15 protein-coding genes are annotated in these 18163 nt (G+C 61.2%); 4 read left to right on the plus strand and 11 right to left on the minus strand.

The window, feature by feature from the left end; genetic code table 11:
• Positions 1–66: 66 nt before the first annotated feature.
• The 8 genes from HFK74_RS25825 to nac all read right to left on the minus strand — a co-directional run bounded on the left by HFK74_RS25825 (position 67) and on the right by nac (position 6649).
• Positions 67–819 (minus strand): SDR family oxidoreductase, encoded by a 753-nt coding sequence (locus tag HFK74_RS25825; RefSeq protein WP_180205942.1) that lies wholly within the window; start codon positions 817–819, stop codon positions 67–69.
• A 157-nt stretch (positions 820–976) separates the two neighbouring features.
• Entirely contained in the window at positions 977–1744 is a 768-nt protein-coding gene (locus HFK74_RS25830; protein ID WP_180205943.1) for a LamB/YcsF family protein, read from the minus strand.
• Positions 1745–1763: 19 nt separating this feature from the next.
• Positions 1764–2168, minus strand: coding sequence for a biotin/lipoyl-containing protein (locus HFK74_RS25835; RefSeq protein ID WP_180205944.1), 405 nt, complete (start codon positions 2166–2168; stop codon positions 1764–1766).
• Between the two features lie 12 nt (positions 2169–2180).
• A complete protein-coding gene (locus HFK74_RS25840; RefSeq protein ID WP_180205945.1) occupies positions 2181–3152 on the minus strand; it encodes a biotin-dependent carboxyltransferase family protein in 972 nt (323 codons plus the stop codon).
• Positions 3149–3820, minus strand: a complete 672-nt coding sequence (gene pxpB, locus HFK74_RS25845) for a 5-oxoprolinase subunit PxpB (protein WP_180205946.1) — start codon at positions 3818–3820, stop codon at positions 3149–3151. Before pxpB ends, HFK74_RS25840 begins: the two co-directional genes overlap by 4 nt.
• A complete protein-coding gene (gene accC / locus HFK74_RS25850) occupies positions 3817–5169 on the minus strand; it encodes an acetyl-CoA carboxylase biotin carboxylase subunit (RefSeq protein ID WP_180205947.1) in 1353 nt (450 codons plus the stop codon). The genes pxpB and accC overlap by 4 nt, the downstream gene beginning before the upstream one ends.
• Before the next feature lie 31 nt (positions 5170–5200).
• Positions 5201–5629, minus strand: a complete 429-nt coding sequence (locus HFK74_RS25855) for an acetyl-CoA carboxylase biotin carboxyl carrier protein subunit (RefSeq protein WP_180205948.1) — start codon at positions 5627–5629, stop codon at positions 5201–5203.
• 114 nt (positions 5630–5743) lie between these two features.
• Positions 5744–6649, minus strand: a complete 906-nt coding sequence (nac, locus tag HFK74_RS25860) for a nitrogen assimilation transcriptional regulator NAC (RefSeq protein WP_180205949.1) — start codon at positions 6647–6649, stop codon at positions 5744–5746.
• A gap of 399 nt (positions 6650–7048) precedes the next feature.
• On the opposite strand from nac, the gene HFK74_RS25865 reads away from it, so the two are divergent.
• The 3 genes from HFK74_RS25865 (at position 7049) to HFK74_RS25875 (ending at position 11206) form a co-directional block, all read left to right on the plus strand.
• Positions 7049–8257 (plus strand): aspartate transaminase, encoded by a 1209-nt coding sequence (locus HFK74_RS25865; protein ID WP_180205950.1) that lies wholly within the window; start codon positions 7049–7051, stop codon positions 8255–8257.
• A 9-nt stretch (positions 8258–8266) separates the two neighbouring features.
• On the plus strand, positions 8267–9811 hold the full coding sequence (locus HFK74_RS25870) for an MFS transporter (protein WP_180205951.1): 1545 nt from the start codon (positions 8267–8269) through the stop codon (positions 9809–9811).
• A 63-nt stretch (positions 9812–9874) separates the two neighbouring features.
• The gene (locus tag HFK74_RS25875) at positions 9875–11206 is read left to right on the plus strand and encodes an OprD family porin (RefSeq protein WP_180205952.1); all 1332 of its coding nucleotides are present in this window, start codon (positions 9875–9877) and stop codon (positions 11204–11206) included.
• 230 nt (positions 11207–11436) lie between these two features.
• Here HFK74_RS25875 and HFK74_RS25880 read toward each other — a convergent pair whose 3' ends face one another.
• Genes HFK74_RS25880 through HFK74_RS25890 form a run of 3 tightly spaced genes read right to left on the minus strand, consistent with a single transcriptional unit; the run spans position 11437 to position 17152 of the window.
• The gene (locus HFK74_RS25880; RefSeq protein ID WP_180205953.1) at positions 11437–12852 is read right to left on the minus strand and encodes an efflux transporter outer membrane subunit; all 1416 of its coding nucleotides are present in this window, start codon (positions 12850–12852) and stop codon (positions 11437–11439) included.
• The gene (locus HFK74_RS25885) at positions 12849–15989 is read right to left on the minus strand and encodes an efflux RND transporter permease subunit (protein WP_180205954.1); all 3141 of its coding nucleotides are present in this window, start codon (positions 15987–15989) and stop codon (positions 12849–12851) included. The genes HFK74_RS25880 and HFK74_RS25885 overlap by 4 nt, the downstream gene beginning before the upstream one ends.
• A 32-nt stretch (positions 15990–16021) precedes the next feature.
• Positions 16022–17152: an efflux RND transporter periplasmic adaptor subunit gene (locus HFK74_RS25890; protein WP_180205955.1), complete on the minus strand. Its 1131-nt coding sequence runs from the start codon at positions 17150–17152 to the stop codon at positions 16022–16024.
• Between the two features lie 233 nt (positions 17153–17385).
• Between HFK74_RS25890 and HFK74_RS25895 the strand changes: the two genes are divergently transcribed.
• The gene (locus HFK74_RS25895) at positions 17386–18162 is read left to right on the plus strand and encodes an IclR family transcriptional regulator (RefSeq protein WP_180205956.1); all 777 of its coding nucleotides are present in this window, start codon (positions 17386–17388) and stop codon (positions 18160–18162) included.
• Position 18163: the final 1 nt, after the last annotated feature.

The raw sequence follows: 18163 nt of genomic DNA on the forward strand, positions 1-18163 counted from the left end.
AGGCTTGGCGTGGGTACCGCGATGACGGATCGATCCGTTCTTCTGTAGCGTTTCGTGTCGGGGAACTCAGCCCTGGTAATCCTGCGGCCGGGCGGTGGAAAGGCCACCAGGCACTTGCAGGGTCGGGGTGATCTCCATGTGCCCGACGTTGACTGCAATCGGTGCGGCAATGGCAAACGCGATGGCGTCGGCGATGTCCTTGGCCTCGGGCAGTTCGAACCCTTCGACAAAGCGCTTGTAGGTCTCTTCGGAATCACCGTGGACGTGGGCGAAGATGTCGGTGGCCACACGGCCCGGACAAATCTCGGTGACCCGCACCCGCTTGCCGAAGGCATCGATGCGCAACTGCCGCGACAGCATGCTCACTGCTGCCTTGGTCGCGTGATACGTCGAGTTGCCGCCGAAGTTGTAGGCCGCGGCAATCGAACTGATGTTGATGATGTGGCCGCAATCGCGCTCGACCATCCCCGGCAACGCCAGGCGCGCCAGGTGCAATACCGCACGCAGGTTGACGTCGATCAGCAGGTCGATGCCTTCGGCGTCGGCCTTGAGAATCGAGCCCGGTTTGTCGACACCGGCATTGTTCACCAGGATGTCGAATTGATGCGCCTGGAACAGGCGCGTCAGCCCGGCCAGGTCGGTGACATCGATGGCATGCGCGATACAGCCGGTTTTGGCGGCCAGTTCCTGCAGCTTGTCGGCGCTGCGGGCCAAGGCATGCACCTCTACGCCTTCCTGGCAAAGACGCTCGACGACTGCGGCACCGATTCCGGAAGAAGCGCCGGTGACCAGCGCGGTTTTGTAATCTGAAAATGGCATGCACCTGTCCTCGTGTTACGGGCCGACCGCGTAAGGTGCGTCGACCGTTTCATGTGTGGTTCTGATCGCAATGGCTTCGACTCTATCCAGCCCTGAAGCGCTGGACCAAGACGGAATGACTGTGTGGCAATAAGCCCTGCTTATGACCCTGCGACCGTTACGCCAGCAACTGCGAAATCGGTGTGATACAGCCACCGAACGCCTCGATTTCACGACGAATCGTGCGCGCCAGCTCCACGGCTCCAGGCGTGTCGCCGTGCAGCAGGATCGAGTGCGCCGGCACTTCAATGCGCTTGCCATTGAGGCTGGTCACCGTGCCCTCCTCCAGCAACTGGCGAACCCGCTGCAGCACCGCCGCCGGTTCCTTGATCACGGAGCCTGCAACCTTGCGCGGCACCAGCAGGCAGTCATCGTCGTAGGCGCGATCGGCGAGAAAGGTCGTGGCGACCCGCAGCCCGCATTTTTCAGCAGCGCTTTCGATGGCGCGGCTGCTCGACGAGCTGATGATCAGCGTCGGGTCGAACGCGGCCACCGCACAGACCAAGGGCCCCGCCAGCGCCGCGTCGGCCGCGACCATGTTGCCCAGCGCACCGTGGAAGCTCATGTGGGTCATGCGGTGGCCATTGACTGCCGCCATCCCGGCCAGCGCGCCGAGCTGGTAAACCACATGGGTCGCCAGTTCCTTGAGCTCGATATTCATCTGCCGCCGACCGAAACCCATCAGGTCGGGGAAGCCGACATGGGCGCCCAGATCAATGCCCCCTGCCTTGGCCTGGCGTACGGTGGTGTCCATGATCAGCGGATCACCGGCATGGAAACCGCACGCCACGTTCGCCGAGGAGATCAGGCTCATCAACGCCTCATCCTCGCCCATGCGCCACGGACCGAAGCCCTCACCGAGGTCTGCGTTCAAATCAATTTTCATCACTGCTGTCCTCGCCCGTTCATGCCGCATCCAGGCGCATGAACGCCTCGCCGTACCCAACCGTCGTGCCACAAGGCACCAACACCGAGGACACCCGCCCAGCTTTTTGGCTGCGCACCGGCAGCAGCAGGTCGCCGACTTGCAGCAAGGCAATCAGTTGCCCTGGCGCCACCCGACTGCCGACCGACACCAACACGTCACTCTGCTCAGGGTGCGTGAGCAGCAACCGGCCCAGGCCCGGGGTTTTCAATAGCGGTTCATCGGTTGACTTGGATGTCTTCGGCACCGCGATCTGGGCCGCTACAGCGACTTCGTCAACACTGCGCTTGAGCAGCAGATGCAGACCCGGACGCCGTATTTCCGCGCCAGCCAGGTGGGTCTCCTTGAGCCACACCGCCAACTGGCGAATGTCCTGATTTGTCATGTTCAAATATCCTTAGCGCGAGGCCAGCCCGTGAAGCTCGACCAAACGGCGAACCTCCTCGAGATAGCGCTGATTGTCTTCCAGGGCCGCAACGGCGTCGGTGTAGCTGCACTCGATGAAACGCACCTTGCTGCCGATCGGTGCCTGGCCCAGCCGCCACAGGTCCGCCTCGATCACCGTGCCGAATTTCGGATAACCGCCACTGGGTTGTGCGTCGCGCATCTGGATGATGGGCTGGCCACCGTGGGGCACCTGGATCACGCCGGGGACGATGCCGTGGGAGCGGACTTCCATGGCGGCTTTGGGCAGGATCGGTGTGCCTTCGAGCCGGTAGCCATAACGGTTGCTCTGGGTCGTGACCTTCCACTCGCCGGCCCAGAACGCCGCACGGGACTCATCCATGAAGCACTCGTACTCGGCCGCGGGAAGTACGCGCATGGCCGGCAGGCCATCACACTGCAATGGCAACGCCTGGCTCGGCGGCACAACCCCGAAATCAGTGGGCAACGCACTCACGCCCGGCCGCAGTGCCGAAAGCCGATCGCCCTGCTGCAATGCCCGCCCTTGCCAACCACCGAACTCTCCACGCAACTGCGTGCTGCGCGAGCCAAGCACCTGCGGTACGTCGACACCACCGGCCAGGCACAGGTAGGCCCGACTCCCGGACGTCGGATAACCGAGGCCAAGCACCTGGCCTTCCCTGGCCTGCGTCACCCAGTACGGCGGCAAAGGCTGCCCGTCGAGGGTGGCTTCGCAAGCGGCACCGGTTACCGCGAAAGCACAGTCGTGAACAAACCGCACCTCGAACGGAAACAGCGGAATCTCAATCGCCGCCGCGTCCTCGGGATTGCCCAACAGAATGTTGCCCAACGCCAGCGCCAAATGGTCCATGGCACCCGAGGTGCCCACCCCGTAACCGAGGCTGCCGAAGCGGCCGAAGTCCTGCACGGTGGCCAGTGCCGTGGCCGATAAAATCTCGATCATCGAATGATCCTCTCGATACGCAAGCGCAACATATCGCCCGGCCTCAACATGGCCGGAGGGTTTTGGGTCGGGTCGAAAAATGCCATTTCGGTGCGGCCGATGGTGTTCCATCCGCTGGGACCGGCGGAGGCGGAGACACCGGTCTGCACCCCGCCGATCGACACCGAGCCGGCAGCGATGCTGATCACCGGCACCTGGCGTCGTGGTGTGGCCAGACGCGGGTCCATGCCACCGAGATAGCAATAACCCGGATGGCTGCCCAAGGCGTACACCGGATACAGCGGTTCGCAATGCAGGTTGGCGATGGTGTCGATGTCCAGCCCGGTGTGCGCCACCACATCAGCCATGTGCGGACCGAATTCACCGCCATACACCACTGGCAAGTCGACAATGCGCCCTTCGAGCGCAAGCGGCTGACTCTGCTCCCAGGCCTCAAGCAATCGCTCGCACAATCCGTTCAGGTCGCGCGGCGGCTTGATGAAGGTCAGCATCAAGTTGTTCATGCCGGGGACCGCTTCGTGTATGTCGGCCCATTGCCCGACCTGCAAAGCCAGGCTCCAGATGCGTTGTTGCGGCGCCAGGTCCAGCTCGCCGGGGGCTTCGAACAGCAGGGCCGTGGACCCCAGCAGGCTGATGTGCGGACGCTGCGATACAGTTGCAGTACTCATGTCGGACTCCGTTGTTGCAACCAGCGCTCCAGGTGATGAATGTCCACGCCACCGGCACGGAACGCCGGGTCGTCGAGCATGTCGCGATGCAAGGGGATATTGGTCGAGATGCCTTCCACGCGCAGTTCACTCAGGGCCAGGCGCATACGGGCCATGGCTTCATCGCGCGTCGCGCCGTGGGTGATGACCTTGGCCACCATCGAGTCGTAATACGGCGGCACCCGATAGCCTGTGGTGACATGGGAGTCGACCCGCACACCAAAGCCCCCGGGGACTTCCCAGCGCTGGATCAGCCCGGGCGTCGGCATGAACGTGACCGGGTCTTCGGCATTGATCCGGCATTCCAGCGAGTGGCCGTTGAGCTGCACGTCCTGCTGACGCAGCTGAAGCACTTCGCCTCGGGCCATGCGCAATTGCTGCTGGACGATGTCGATGCCGGTGGTCATCTCGGTCACCGGGTGTTCGACTTGCAGCCGGGTATTCATCTCGATGAAGAAAAACTCACCGTCCTCGTACAGAAACTCGAAGGTACCGACGCCGCGATAGCCGATCTGTCGGCAAGCAGCGGCACAGCGTTCACCGACCTGGGCAATCAATTCGGGATCAATGCCCGGTGCCGGCGCTTCTTCCAATACCTTTTGGTGCCGGCGCTGCAAGGAGCAATCGCGGCAACCCAGCCAGATCGCATGGCCATGGGCGTCGCACAGCACCTGGATTTCCACATGCCGTGGATGGCCGAGAAACTTCTCGATGTAGAGCTGCGGATTGCCAAAGGCCAGCCGCGCCTCTTCACGGGTCAATGCGATGGCTTCAAGCAACTCGCTCTGTTCATTGACAACGCGCATACCGCGTCCTCCGCCACCGCCGGCCGCCTTGACGATCACCGGGTAACCGATTTCACGTGCAATGGCCTCAATACTTTCGTCATCGGTTGGCATCACCGAGTCCGGACCCGGCACGCAGGGTACGCCGGCTTCGCGCATCGCCCGCTTGGCGGCGACCTTGTCGCCCATGGTGCGTATGCACGCCGCACTCGGCCCGATAAAGGTCAAGCCAGCCGCTTCGATACGTTCAGCGAACCCGGCGTTCTCCGAGAGAAAGCCATAACCTGGATGTATCGCCTGGGCGCCGCTGACCTTGGCCGCGAACAGCAACGCAGCCTGGTTCAGATAACTCTGGCCAGGCGCCGCCGGCCCGATGCACAGGGCCTGATCGGCGTCTTGCACATACTGGGCCTGGCGGTCGGCCTCGGAGTGCACGACCACGGTCTGCAACCCCAGGCCACGGCAGGCACGCTGAATGCGCAGGGCGATTTCGCCACGGTTGGCGATCAGCACTTTGTCGAACATTGAATTCACCTGAAGGAGGATGGGCTTGGGATCAGTCGAGACGGAACAACGCCTGACCGGCTTCGACTTCGGCGCCACTCTGGGCAAGGATCGCGGCGATCCGTCCGGCGGCCTTGGCCTTGACCGGGTGGAACATTTTCATCGCCTCGATAACCGCCAGGGTCTGCCCTGCTTCGATCTGCTCGCCGACCGTGACAAACGGCGCTTCCCCGGCAGCGGGCGTCAGGTGCAGCACGCCGTACAGACTGGCCTTGACGTCAACGGCCTGCACCGTCGGGGTAACGACCTCGGGTAAGTCCGCGACGGGTATCGGCGCAATGCCGGCCACCGGCTCGGCGGCCGACACCTTCCCGGCCTGCTTGAAAAGACGAACCGTGCTGTCGCCTTCAGTCAGACTCAGTTCGAGCAAATCGGATTCGGCGAGCAAATCGATCAACCCCTTGATGCGTTCTGAATCCATGTGTGGGCCCCTGCCTGTCGAGCTGTCTTGAGTGGATGGGCTCAATGTAACGAGCACGCCGAAAGTCGACCAAGACGCTTTGGCTTTGGCGTGATAAGCCGTCCTTATGACCACTCAGATCAGGCTGCCGCGCATCTCGGCGACCAGTTCCAGCAGGATCGCCTTGACCGCCTGGGCCGGCACGGACAGCGGCAGGTGACCGGACAAGCACAGCGCCAGCGGTGCCTCGACTTGCGGCTCGACAATGCGGCACATGTGCATCGAAGTGGCGTCAACCATCACCCGCGCCGAGGATTCGGGCAGGATCGTCGAGCCGAAGTGTTCGGCGACCGCGGCGGTCAGGGTGATCGACGACTCGATTTCAGCCACCACCCTTGCGCTCAAGCCAATACGCACGAAGGCCTCATCCACCAGTCGACGCATGACGTTGTAGGGGCGCGGCAGGAGCATGTCCATATCCGCCAGCTCAGCCAGGGGGATCTCTTCGAGTGTGCTGATCGCAGGATCGGCGGTCACCAGATAGAGAGGCTCGCGCAGCAGCGAGACAAAGCTCAAGCCATGGACCTCACGCCCGCCATAGAGCACGGCCATATCCATCCGGCCGTTCATGATCAACTCGCTCAAGGTGGTGCCGAAGTTTTCATTGAGGTACAGCAGAATGCCCGGATGACGCTCGCGCACCCTGCGCAAAAGCGGCAGGGATAGCGTCGATGCGGCAGTGCCTGGCGCCAACCCGACCGACACTTGCCCGGACAAGGCCTGTCCCGTGGCGTTGATGTCACTCTGGGCTTGCTCGCACTGGCGCAAAATGATCTGCGCATGGCCATAGAGCACCTTCCCCGCCTCGGTCGGTGTGACACCACGCTTGGTGCGGATCAGTAATTGTTGCTGCAGTTCGGCCTCCAGCGTGGCCAGTTGCTGACTGAGGGCCGGTTGGGCGACATGCAGCACATCGGCAGCCTGGGTCATGCTGCCGATATCGACGAGCTTCACGAAATACTTCAAACGGCGCAGGTTCACGGCGGTGGTGCTCTTGCAAAAAAAGGGGGCATCACACACTCATTAGCAAGAGCCAGGCCAGCCATGTGTGGCAAGGCGCAGAACCTGTAGGAGCGTGGCTTGCCCGCGAAGAACGATGACGCGTAATACCTGAAAAACCGCGGTGCATCCTTCGCGGGCAAGCCACGCTCCTACAGGTTCCTGCGTCTCAACCATAAGCCTTTGCTATGGCGTGATCGTTGCTGCCGGCGTTGATACCCGCCAAAGGCATACAGGCTTGAGCGCACCGTATTAGTGCAAGCACTGTTCAGTTCCAGTCATAAGCGATGCCTATCCGACCAGAACGATCTCGTCTTATGGCGGCCCCTGTGGCGACTCGTACTGTAGGGCCTCGTCAACGCCATCAACGAGGAACGACACGTGACCGCCTCCCGCATCGCAGCCCGTGTGCAACGTATCAAACCATCGCCCAGCAGCGCCGCTTCCGACCGTGCGAACGAACTGCGCCGGCAAGGCAAGTCCATCATCAACCTGGTCGTCGGCGAACCGGACTTCGATACCCCGGTACACATTCGGCAAGCGGCCAGCGCCGCCATCGAGCGCGGCGAAACCCGCTACACGCAAAATGCCGGCACCCAGGAGCTGCGCCAGGCCATCGTCGCCAAACTGGCCCGGGAAAACGGCCTGGCCTACGGCGCCAATCAGATCCTGGTCACCAGCGGTGCGAAGAGTGCAATTTTCAATGCCTTTGCCGCCACCCTCGGCGCCGGCGATGAAGTGCTGATTCCGGCGCCGTACTGGGTGTCGTACCCCGACATGGTGCTGGCCTGCGAAGGTGAACCCGTCGCCCTCGCCTGCCCGGAAGAACACGCCTTCAAGCTGACTCCGGAGCAACTGCGCGACGCGATCACCGAGCGCACTCGCTGGCTGCTGCTCAATTCGCCCAGCAACCCGACCGGCGCCAGCTACAGCGCCGCCGAACTGCGCGCCCTGGCCGATGTGCTGCTCGATCATCCGCAGGTGTTGCTGATGACCGACGACATCTACGAGCACATCCGCTACGAAGGCCTGGACAACCCGCACATCCTCGCCATCGAACCGGCGCTGACCGAGCGCACCCTGGTGGTCAACGGCGTGTCCAAGACCTATGCCATGACCGGCTGGCGGATTGGCTACGCGGCAGGCCCTGCCGACTTGATCGGTGCCATGGCGACCCTGCAATCGCAATCGACCAGCAACGCCTGCTCGGTCAGCCAGGCAGCCGCTGTCGAAGCGCTCAATGGCGAGCAGGCATTCGTCAAGGACAGCGTGGCGGTCTATCAGCAACGCCGGGATCGCTGCCTGGAACTGCTCAACGCCATTGATGGCTTGAGTTGCCGCAAGCCCGACGGGGCGTTCTATCTCTATGTGAACTGCAAAGGGTTGCTCGGCAAAACCACGGCCCAGGGCAAGCAGCTGGACAGCGACTACGACGTGGTCATGTACCTGCTGGAAAGCCAGGGTGTGGCCGTGGTGGCAGGCACCGCCTATGGCCTGGCGCCGTTCTTCCGGATGTCGATCGCCACCGACATCAAGACCCTCGACGAAGGTTGCTCGCGCATTGCTGCCGCCGTTGCGGCCTTGGGCTGAGGAACGACGATGGCCGTGGCGACCCACCCTCCCCTGAGCTTCAAACAGGCCTTGCTGGCGATCCTGGGCATCTCGCTGGTGTTGATGCTCTCGGCACTCGACCAGACGGTGATAGGCAATGCCTTGCCCAGCATCGTCGCCGAACTCAAGGGCTTTGAACTTTACGCGTGGGTCGCCACGGGCTACATGCTGGCGTCTATCGTCACCATCCCGATCTTCGGCCGACTGGGGGATTATTACGGGCGCAAGCCATTCGTGATCGCCGCCACGCTGATTTTCACCCTGGCTTCACTGGCCTGCGCACTGGCCACCGACATGCTGTTGCTGGTGATCGGTCGCGTCTTGCAGGGCGTTGGTGGCGGCATGTTGATCGGCACGGCGTTCGCCTGCATCCCGGAACTGTTCCCCGACACCCGGCAACGCCTGCGCTGGCAGATGCTGCTCAGCGCCCTGTTCAGCGTGGTTAACGCCATCGGTCCTGGCTTGGGTGGTTATCTAACCGGGGCGTTCGGTTGGCGTTCGGTGTTCTATCTCAATCTGCCGCTGGGTTGCCTGGCGCTGTTCTTCGCCTGGCGCTACCTGCCTTATTACCGCCCGCAGCAACTGACGAAGATCAGCCTCGATTGGCCGGGCGCGCTGCTGATCGCCCTGGCGTTGGGCAGCCTGCAGTTGTTCGTCGAATGGCTGGGGCATTCCAGCCTGATGTTGAGTGCGGCGCTGGGCTTCGGCTGCGTGGCAGCGACGGTGGCGCTGTGCGTTTGGGAGCGTCGCTGCACGCACGCACTGCTGCCTTCGGCATTGCTGCGCTTGCCCGGGATGCGCCTGCTGTTCCTGCTGTCGATGGCGGCCGGTGCGATCATGTTTTCGCTGCTGTTCTATCTGCCGTTGTTGCTGCAAGGCAGTTATGGCTATTCGCCGCAGGATGCCGGCCTGTTGATCACGCCGCTGGCGTTGAGCATCACCCTGGGGGCGATCGTCAACAGCCGCATCATGACCCGCTTGCGTAATCCGAACCTGTTGCCATTGTGCGGGTTCGGGGCATTGCTGCTGGCATGCCTTGGGCTGGCCCTCGTCGGGCGCAGCGCTTCATTCAATGCGTTGCTCGGGCTGATCCTGCTGGCGGGTCTTGGCCTGGGATTCATCCTGCTGAACCTGACCGTCTTTACCCAGACACTCGCCGACCGCCAGTTCCTCGGGATCGCCACCGCGCTGACCCAATCGTTGCGCCTGGTCGGAGGACTGCTGGGGACAGCCGGGATGGGCGTACTGGTCAACCTGCTTTACAGCGCCAACCTTCAGCGCCTGTTTATCGCCCATGGGCACGCTGACGGACTGGCCGTGTATGCCGATCCGCAGGTCCTTCTGCGTCCCGACTCCGCGCCGCTCGAGCACGCGCAGTGGCTGAACCTGGCCCGCGACGCCCTGGCCCAGTCAGTGGGTGTCGGTCTGTTGCTCTGCGCAGGCATCGGCGTGCTCGCGCTGTTCATCCTGTACCGCCTGGCGCCCGTGAGATTGAACGTCCCTCCGGCCGTCGCTGTGCCTGAAAAACAATAAAAACCTCTGCTGCCGCTTTTGACTGCCTCTCACACCTTTCGACAACTCATGGGGATGACTCCGATGGAGCTTTTCAATCGCGCACCAAAAGTAGCGGCCGGCATTTGCGGCCTGATCATCGCTCAACAGGGGTTTGCCGCCGGCCTGGTGGAAGACAGCAAGCTCAGCGTGCTGGCCCGCAACTTTTTCAGTAATGCCGATAACCGCAGCGGCGCGGCCGACCCCAATTACACTCAGGAATGGGGCCAGGGTTTCATCGCCAACTTTCAGTCCGGCTACACCCAGGGTACCGTCGGGTTCGGTGTCGACGCCATTGGCATGTACGGCATCCGGCTGGATTCCGGCAAGGGCCGGCACTACAACCCCCAGAGCACTGCCTTCAACGGCAATATCTTCCCCACCGACAGCGATGGCCGGGCAGTGGATGAATTCGGCAGCCTGGGCCTGACGGCCAAGGCGAAGTTCTCCAACACCGAACTGAAATACGGCACGCTGGTGCCGATGTTGCCGGTGGTGATGTCCACTGATCGCATGCTGCAGCAGACGTTCAATGGCGGGCAGGTTCAGTCCAGGGACCTGGACAATTTCACCTTCATCCTCGGTCAGCTGGAACATGTGAAAGGTCGCGGTTCAAGCAACCAGATGGGCATGTCCATCCCTGGCGCAAACAACCCGCAGACGGGCGAATTCGTCAACAAGTTCTATTACGGCGGCGTGGACTACAAGCCGACCAAAGACCTGACCTTGCAGTACTACTACGGCAACCTGCAGGACTTCTACAAACAGAACTTCCTGGGACTCAAATACGACTGGCAGCTTGGCGCCGGTATCCTGCGCACCGATCTGCGGCACTTCGACAACCGCTCCGATGGCGCCAATGGCCATGACCCGGATTTTTTCACGTTTGGCTACTACGGCAACGGCGTGACCAAAGGCAAGGTCGACAGCCGCCTGAGCAGTGCGCAATTCACCTACCTGCTCAATGGCCACACCTTCGCCGCCGGCCTGCAGCAGGTCAGTGGCGACAGTGATGCGGTCTGGTTGAACCAGGGGGATGGCTCTACCGCCTACTTCATGACTGAATCGATGATCGGCAAGTTTCAGCGCGCCGGGGAAACTACCTGGCAGGTGCGTTACGGCTATGACTTCGCCCGGGTCGGCGTACCTGGCTTGAGTTTCATGGGCATGTACGAAAGCGGCTCGAACATCCGCACCCCCACAGGTGACAAAAGTGAGTGGGAACGCAACCTGACGGTGAGCTATGTCATTCAACAGGGGCCGCTGAAGGACCTGAGCATTGCCCTGCGCCACGCCTCGCTACGCACAGAAGTGTCCACGCAACGGGACAGCGATGAGCACCGGGTGATCATCAGCTATCCGCTGAACATCCTGTAAAAGAGGGGGCGTACTGGGTGATGCGCATCGTCATCCAGGGCGCCCTGGCGATACAGATGTCCGCACAACAGGACAAGCACCCTGCGATTTCAATACGAGGTTACCCATTCCCTCGGTCGTACCCGTTGTTGGTCAACTCAATCCCACGCTTTTTGGCATCCGAACAAAAAAAGGCCCATGACAAAAAAACGCTCATGGGCCAAGGAGGAAACCGAGTGCTGAATCAGTCGCTATCGTGAGCTGCTTCCCACCTCTTCCCCGCCACCCAGCGCCTTGTACAGTGAAACCAGGTTGTTGATGCGCGACAACTTGGTCAGTACCAGCGTCTGCTGGGCACTGTAGAGGTTGCGCTGGGAATCCAGAGCGTTCAGGTAGGTGTCCACGCCTTCCTGATATCGGCTTTCAGCCAGGCGATAGCTGCGGGCATTGGCCTGGACCAATTGGCTTTCGGCCTTGACCTGGATGTCGAGTGACTCGCGCGCGACCAAGGTATCGGACACCTCCCGGAATGCCACCTGGATGGCCTTCTGGTAATTGGCCACCTCGATCGACGCTTGCACCTTGGCGACATCGAGATTGGCCTGGTTGCGCCCGTAGTTGAAAATCGGCAGGTTGATCGACGGCACAAACGTCCAGGCACCCTGCCCGCCTGCAAACAGCTGACCGAGATCGGCGCTGGCGGAACCGGTCGACGCGGTCAGTTGTATGCTCGGAAAGAATGCAGCCCTTGCCGCGCCAATGTTGGCATTGGCTGCTTTCAAGGCGTGCTCGGCGGCGAGGATGTCCGGTCGCCACGTCAACAGATCGGACGGGATGCCCACCGCCAGGTCGCTCTCCACATTCAAGGCATCAAGCTGGACGGCCGAGAATAAGGGTACCGACAACGGCTTGCCCACCAGCAGCACCAACGCATTCTTGTCCTGCTCCACTGCCCTGGAATACTGCGCCTGACTGGCCTCGGCAGTACGCACCGTGCTTTCTGCCTGACTCAAGTCCAGCTCGGTGGCGACGTCCATGCGGTAACTGTTGCGAACCAGCTCATAACTGCTCTGCTGGCTCGCCAACGTCTGCCGGGCAATCGCCAACAGTTGCTGGTCAGCCTGTAACTGGTAATACGCCGTCGCGACCTGGGCAATCAGGGCCAGCCTGACACTGCGCTGCGCCTCGATAGTGCTTAGGTAGCTTTCCAGGGCCTGTTGTTTGAGGCTGTCGACCCGACCAAAGAAATCCAGTTCATAGGCGGTAAACCCGATGCCCGCGTTGTATTGATGGCTGGTGCCGGTCGAGCCGTCGGGCGCCACGTCACCGGGCAAGCGCTGCGCGGTGCCGGATCCGGAGGCGTCGATGGAGGGCAGCGTTTGCGACCGACTGATCCGGTACTGCGCCTGGGCTTTCTCGATGTTCAACGCCGCCACGCGCACATCGCGGTTATTGTCCAACGCTTGTGTAATCAACTGGCGCAAAGGTTCATCATGGAAAAAGGCCTGCCAGGTCACCCGCTCCCCACCGGTTGCCCGCTTTTCGACAGGCGTCGCCCAGGCACTGTCCACCGGCGCCTCAGGCCGCTGATAGTGGGGAATCAGCGAGCAGCCGCCCACACTCATCAGGACCAATGAAAGCGCAGCATTGCGACGAAACGTTTTCATGCTCGCTCTCCTTCAGGCATTTCCACCGGGCCAGGTTTTTTGGGGGCGAACAGCCGGCAGATCACCACGTAAAACATCGGCACGAAAAAGACCGCCAGGAACGTCGCCGTGATCATCCCGCCGATAACACCAGTGCCGATCGAGTGCTGGCTGCCAGAGCCGGCGCCATTGGAGATAGCCAGGGGCAATACACCGAGCATGAATGCCAGCGACGTCATGATGATTGGCCGCAAGCGCAGGCGCGCAGCCTCTACTGCCGCTTCCACCAGGGGTTTTCCATGCTCTTCGTGCAAGGCCTTGGCGAACTCGACGATGAGAATCGCGTTTTTCGCCGACAACCCCACGGTGGTCAGCAGTCCGACCTGGAAGAACACGTCATTGGACAGCCCCCGCATCAGCGTCGCCAACACGGCGCCAATCACACCCAGGGGCACGACCATGATCACCGAGACCGGCACCGACCAACTCTCATAGAGCGCGGCCAGGCACAGGAAAACGATCAATACCGAAATGGCGTAGAGCGCCGGCGCCTGCGAACCGGAGAGGCGCTCCTCATAGGAAATACCGGTGAACTGCACACCGATACCGTCAGGCAGTTGCTTCACGATCCGTTCCACCGCCTGCATCGCGTCTCCGGAGCTGTAGCCGTTCGCCGGCTCGCCCATTATTTCCACCGCGGGAATACCGTTGTAGCGCTCAAGTTTCGGTGAGCCGTAAGTCCAGTAGCCACTGGCAAACGACGAGAATTTCACCATTTCGCCACGGGCATTGCGCACGTACCACTTCTCGAAATCTTCAGGAGAGATCCTCGAATCGATTTCGCCTTGCACGTACACCTTCTTGACCCGACCTCGATCAATGAAGTCATTCACATAGGCAGAACCCCACGCCGTACTCATGGTGTTGTTGATGTCGCTGATACTGACCTGCAGCGCACGGGCCTTTTCGTTGTCGATGACCACCTGATACTGCGGTTCGTCATTCAATCCGTTGGGCCGCACGTTCATCAGCACAGGGTCTCGGGCAGCCAGTTCCAAAAACTGGTTACGCGCCGCCATCAGGGTCTCGTGGCCCAGGCCCGTACGATCCTGGAGGAACATGTCGAAGCCTTTGGCGTTACCCATTTCAAGGATGGCAGGGGGTACGATTGCGATCGCCGTACCGTCCTTGATTTGCGAAATACGCGCCTGCAAACGCTGGGTGAAGGAAAAGATCGAGGTGTCGCTCCCTTCCCGCTCTTCCCAGGGCTTCAAGCCGATGAACAACATGCCGGAGTTCTGCCCGCGCCCCGCAAAGTTGAAGCCGTTGACCGTGTACGCCGACTCCAGGACGTCACCTTCATGCTCCATCAGGTAGCCGCGTATTTCATCGAGCACCGCTTGCGTTCTGCCGGCGCTGGTGTTGGGCGGCATTTGCACCTGTACCACCATCGTGCCTTGATCCTCGTCCGGCAGGAACGCCGTTGGAATCTGTGGGAACAGCCAGGCCATGGCACCGACGATCAGCAGGTAAATCACCAGGAACAGCCCTTTGCGCCGGGCGATGGTTGCGACACCGTTTTTGTAGCGTTCGGCACCGCGATCGAAGCTGCGGTTGAACCAGCCGAAGAAGCCTTTCTTGTGATGGTGATCAGCATCGATGGGCTTGAGAATGGTTGCGCACAAGGCCGGGGTAAACACCAGCGCCACCAGTACCGAGAGCGCCATGGCCGACACAATGGTCACCGAGAACTGACGATAGATGATGCCGGTCGCGCCGCCGAAGAAGGCCATCGGTACAAACACCGCGCTCAACACCAGCGCAATGCCTACCAATGCGCCCTGGATCTGCACCATGGATTTGCGCGTGGCCTCCCTGGGTGACAACCCCTCTTCGGACATCACCCGCTCAACGTTCTCCACCACGACAATGGCGTCGTCCACCAGCAGGCCAATCGCCAACACCATGCCGAACATCGTCAGGGTGTTGATGGTGAAACCAAAGGCCGCGAGGATGCCGAACGTCCCCAGCAATACCACCGGCACAGCCAGGGTCGGAATCAGCGTGGCGCGGATGTTCTGCATGAACAGGTACATCACCAAGAACACCAGCAGGATGCCTTCGAACAGGGTCTTCACGACCTCGTGAATAGACGCGCCCACCACAGGCGAGGTGTCATAGGGGAACACCACCTTCAAGCCCTTGGGAAAGTACGGTTCCAGTTCGGCGACGGTTTGCCGCACGCCCTTGACCGTATCCAGCAAGTTGGCACCGGTTGCCAGGCGCAATGCCAGTGCGGCGGCCGGCTTGCCGTTGTAGGTGCCGGAGATCGAGAAGTTTTCGGAGCCGAGCCCAACCTGCGCCACGTCCTTGACCCGCACTTGTGAACCATCCGGATTGACCTTGAGCAGGATCTCGCGGAACTCCTCGGCGGTTTTCATTCGGGATTTCCCGAGAATCGTCGCGTTCAGCTGTACCCCTTTATGGGTGGGCAATCCGCCGAGCGAGCCAGAGGAAATCTGCACGTTTTCCGCTTGTACCGCGTCGATGACATCCTGGGACGTCAATTGGTAGCTGTTCAGTTTTTGCGGATCAACCCAAATACGCATGGCGTACTGGGCACCCAGCATCAGGAAGTCACCGACGCCCTTGGTGCGGGTGATCGGGTCTTTCATGTTGGAGACGATGTAGTTGCCGATGTCGAAGTCATCCATGGACCCGTCTTCGGAATAGAGTCCAACGATCAGCATGAAATTGACCTGGTATTTGGCGACCCGCAGCCCCTGCTTCTGCACCTCTTGCGGCAAGAGCGGTGTCGCCAGTTGCAGTTTGTTCTGCACTTGCACCTGGGCAATATCGGCATTGGTGCCCTGATCGAAGGTCACGATGATGTTGGTGCTGCCATCGCTGTTGCTTTCCGAAGAGAGGTAGCGCAGGCCATCCAGGTTGTTGAGTTGCTGCTCGATCACCTGCACCACGGTGTCTTGCACCGTTTGCGCCGATGCACCCGGGTAAGTCACGGTGATGATCACCGCCGGGGCGGCAATGTTCGGGTACTGGTTGACCGGCAGTTTGAGGATCGACAACGCGCCGGCAAGCATGATCACGATAGCGATCACCCAGGCAAAAATCGGCCGGTTGATAAAGAAGTTAGCCATAGGTATTACCTTGAACGTGAGCAGCGCATGCGCTACTCGGTGGCGCTGACCACAGCGGAGTTGGCGTCGAGGTTTTTCGCGGGGACGGGATTGATCGACATACCGGGCCGGGCCAGTTGCACGCCCTCGGTGATTACCCGGTCGCCCGCCTTCAGGCCGGATTCGATCAACCATTTGTTACCCAGGGTGCGCTGGGTCTTGACCTCCCGCAGCTCGGCCTTGTTTTCAGCACCGATCACCAGCGCAGTAGCCTGCCCTTTCAGGTCGCGGGTGATGCCTTGTTGCGGCACCAGGATCGCTTGCTGGCGCACACCTTCGGTGAGGCGGGCATGGACGAACATGCCCGGCAGCAGAATGCCGTTCGGGTTGGCAAACGCAGCACGCAAGGTGACAGCCCCGGTGCCCGGGTCGACCGTTACCTCGGAAAATTTCAGCGCACCCGGCAACGCGTAGGCCGAGCCATCTTCGAGCGTGAGCTGGATCTGCACCTGGTCCGGCCCGGCCATGGTCAACTGACCCGACGCCAGTTCGCGCCGCAGCTTGAGCATTTCTGTGGACGCCTGGGTCACGTCAACGTAGATCGGGTCCAGTTGATTGATCGACGCCAGTGCATCGACCTGACCCGTGGTGACCAGCGCCCCTTCGGTGATGTTCGAGCGACTGATGCGCCCGCTGATCGGCGCCAGGACGCGGGTGTACTCCAGATTGATCCGGGCCATCTTCAACTCCGCCGCGGCCTGCCTGAAATTGGCGTCGGCATCGTCGTATTGCTGGCGACTGATTGCCTTGCTCTCCACCAGGCGCTTGTAGCGTTCAGCCAGGTTACGCGTGGTGTCGAGGTTCGCCTGGGCCTTTTCGACGGCCGCCTGGTAACTGGCGGGGTCGATCTGATAGAGCTGCTGACCTTTGCTGACCTGCGCGCCCTCGTTGAAAAAACGCTTCTGGATGATCCCGCTGACCTGCGGTCGGACCTCGGCCACGCGATAGGCACTGGTTCGCCCCGGAAGATCACTGCTGAGCAGGACATCTTCATTCTGGAGGGTCACGACCCCGACGTCGGGCACCTTATGGACCACGGTGTCCTGTGGTTCCTGGCAGCCAGCCACGATCAACGCGGCCAGCGGCAGCGCGTAGCCAAGGCGCCGGGAGGGTCTGAAATTCATTTGATACTCCTTTGAAAGCTCGCCCAACGCCTTGCATTGCACGAGGCAGGCAAGGGGATTGGCAGTCGAGAGGGGTTGATCACATAACGAGTGACCCGCGATGCGATGCGGTGTATCGTAATGCGATCCACATCGTGGTGCAAGCACCCGCATTGCGGTACACCCCCGTCCAACCTGTAAACTGCTGCAGGGCTTCAGCCCACAAACCAGGCGCGCCGGTCTCGAGGTAGGAAATGAGTGAGTCGAAAGAAAAAAACGAAATGGACGACAGTCGCAGCGGCGGGATTCAGGTCATCGCCCGTGCCTGTTCAGTGATGCGCGTGCTGGGTAGCCATCCGCGAGGCTTGAGCCTGGGGGCGATTGCCCAGGAAGTCGGGTTGGCGCGTTCAACCGTGCAACGGATCGTCAGTGCCCTGGAATCCGAGGCCATGGTCGAACCCATTCGTCCCGGCAGCGGATTTCGCCTCGGCCCGGCCCTCGCCCAGCTGATTCACCAGACCCACACCGACATCATCTCGATCGCTCGCAAGTCCCTTGAGGAGTTGTCACAGGAGCTGAACGAGAGCGTCACCCTGTCGTGCATCAGCGGACAGCAGACCAACGTCATTGACCGGGTCATCGCCGAGCGCGAATTGCGCGTGGTGTTCCCCATGGGCCGTTCGATGCCAATGCACGCGACAGCGGATGGCAAAGTTTTGCTCTCGACCTTGAGCGACGAACAGATCCTGGAAGTATTGGGCCAATCCCCGGAAAAACTGACGGATTCGACCCATGGCATCCAATCGCTGCTTGGCGAAATGGTGTCGATACGTGAAAGCGGTTTTGCCACCGATCACCAGGAACACACGGTGGGTATCAGTGCCTGCAGCATCCTGATCCCGACGTTCATGGGCCCCCACGCCGTCGCCGTCGTGGCACCCACCTCACGCTTTCAGATGCGCGCCGAAGAATTCCGCCAGGCACTGGAGGCCTGCCGAGCCTCGATTTCCAGGCTGGCGGGCGAATATTGAT

The organism is Pseudomonas sp. SbOxS1, assembly GCF_013416725.1.
In the GTDB taxonomy this organism is placed as follows: domain Bacteria; phylum Pseudomonadota; class Gammaproteobacteria; order Pseudomonadales; family Pseudomonadaceae; genus Aquipseudomonas.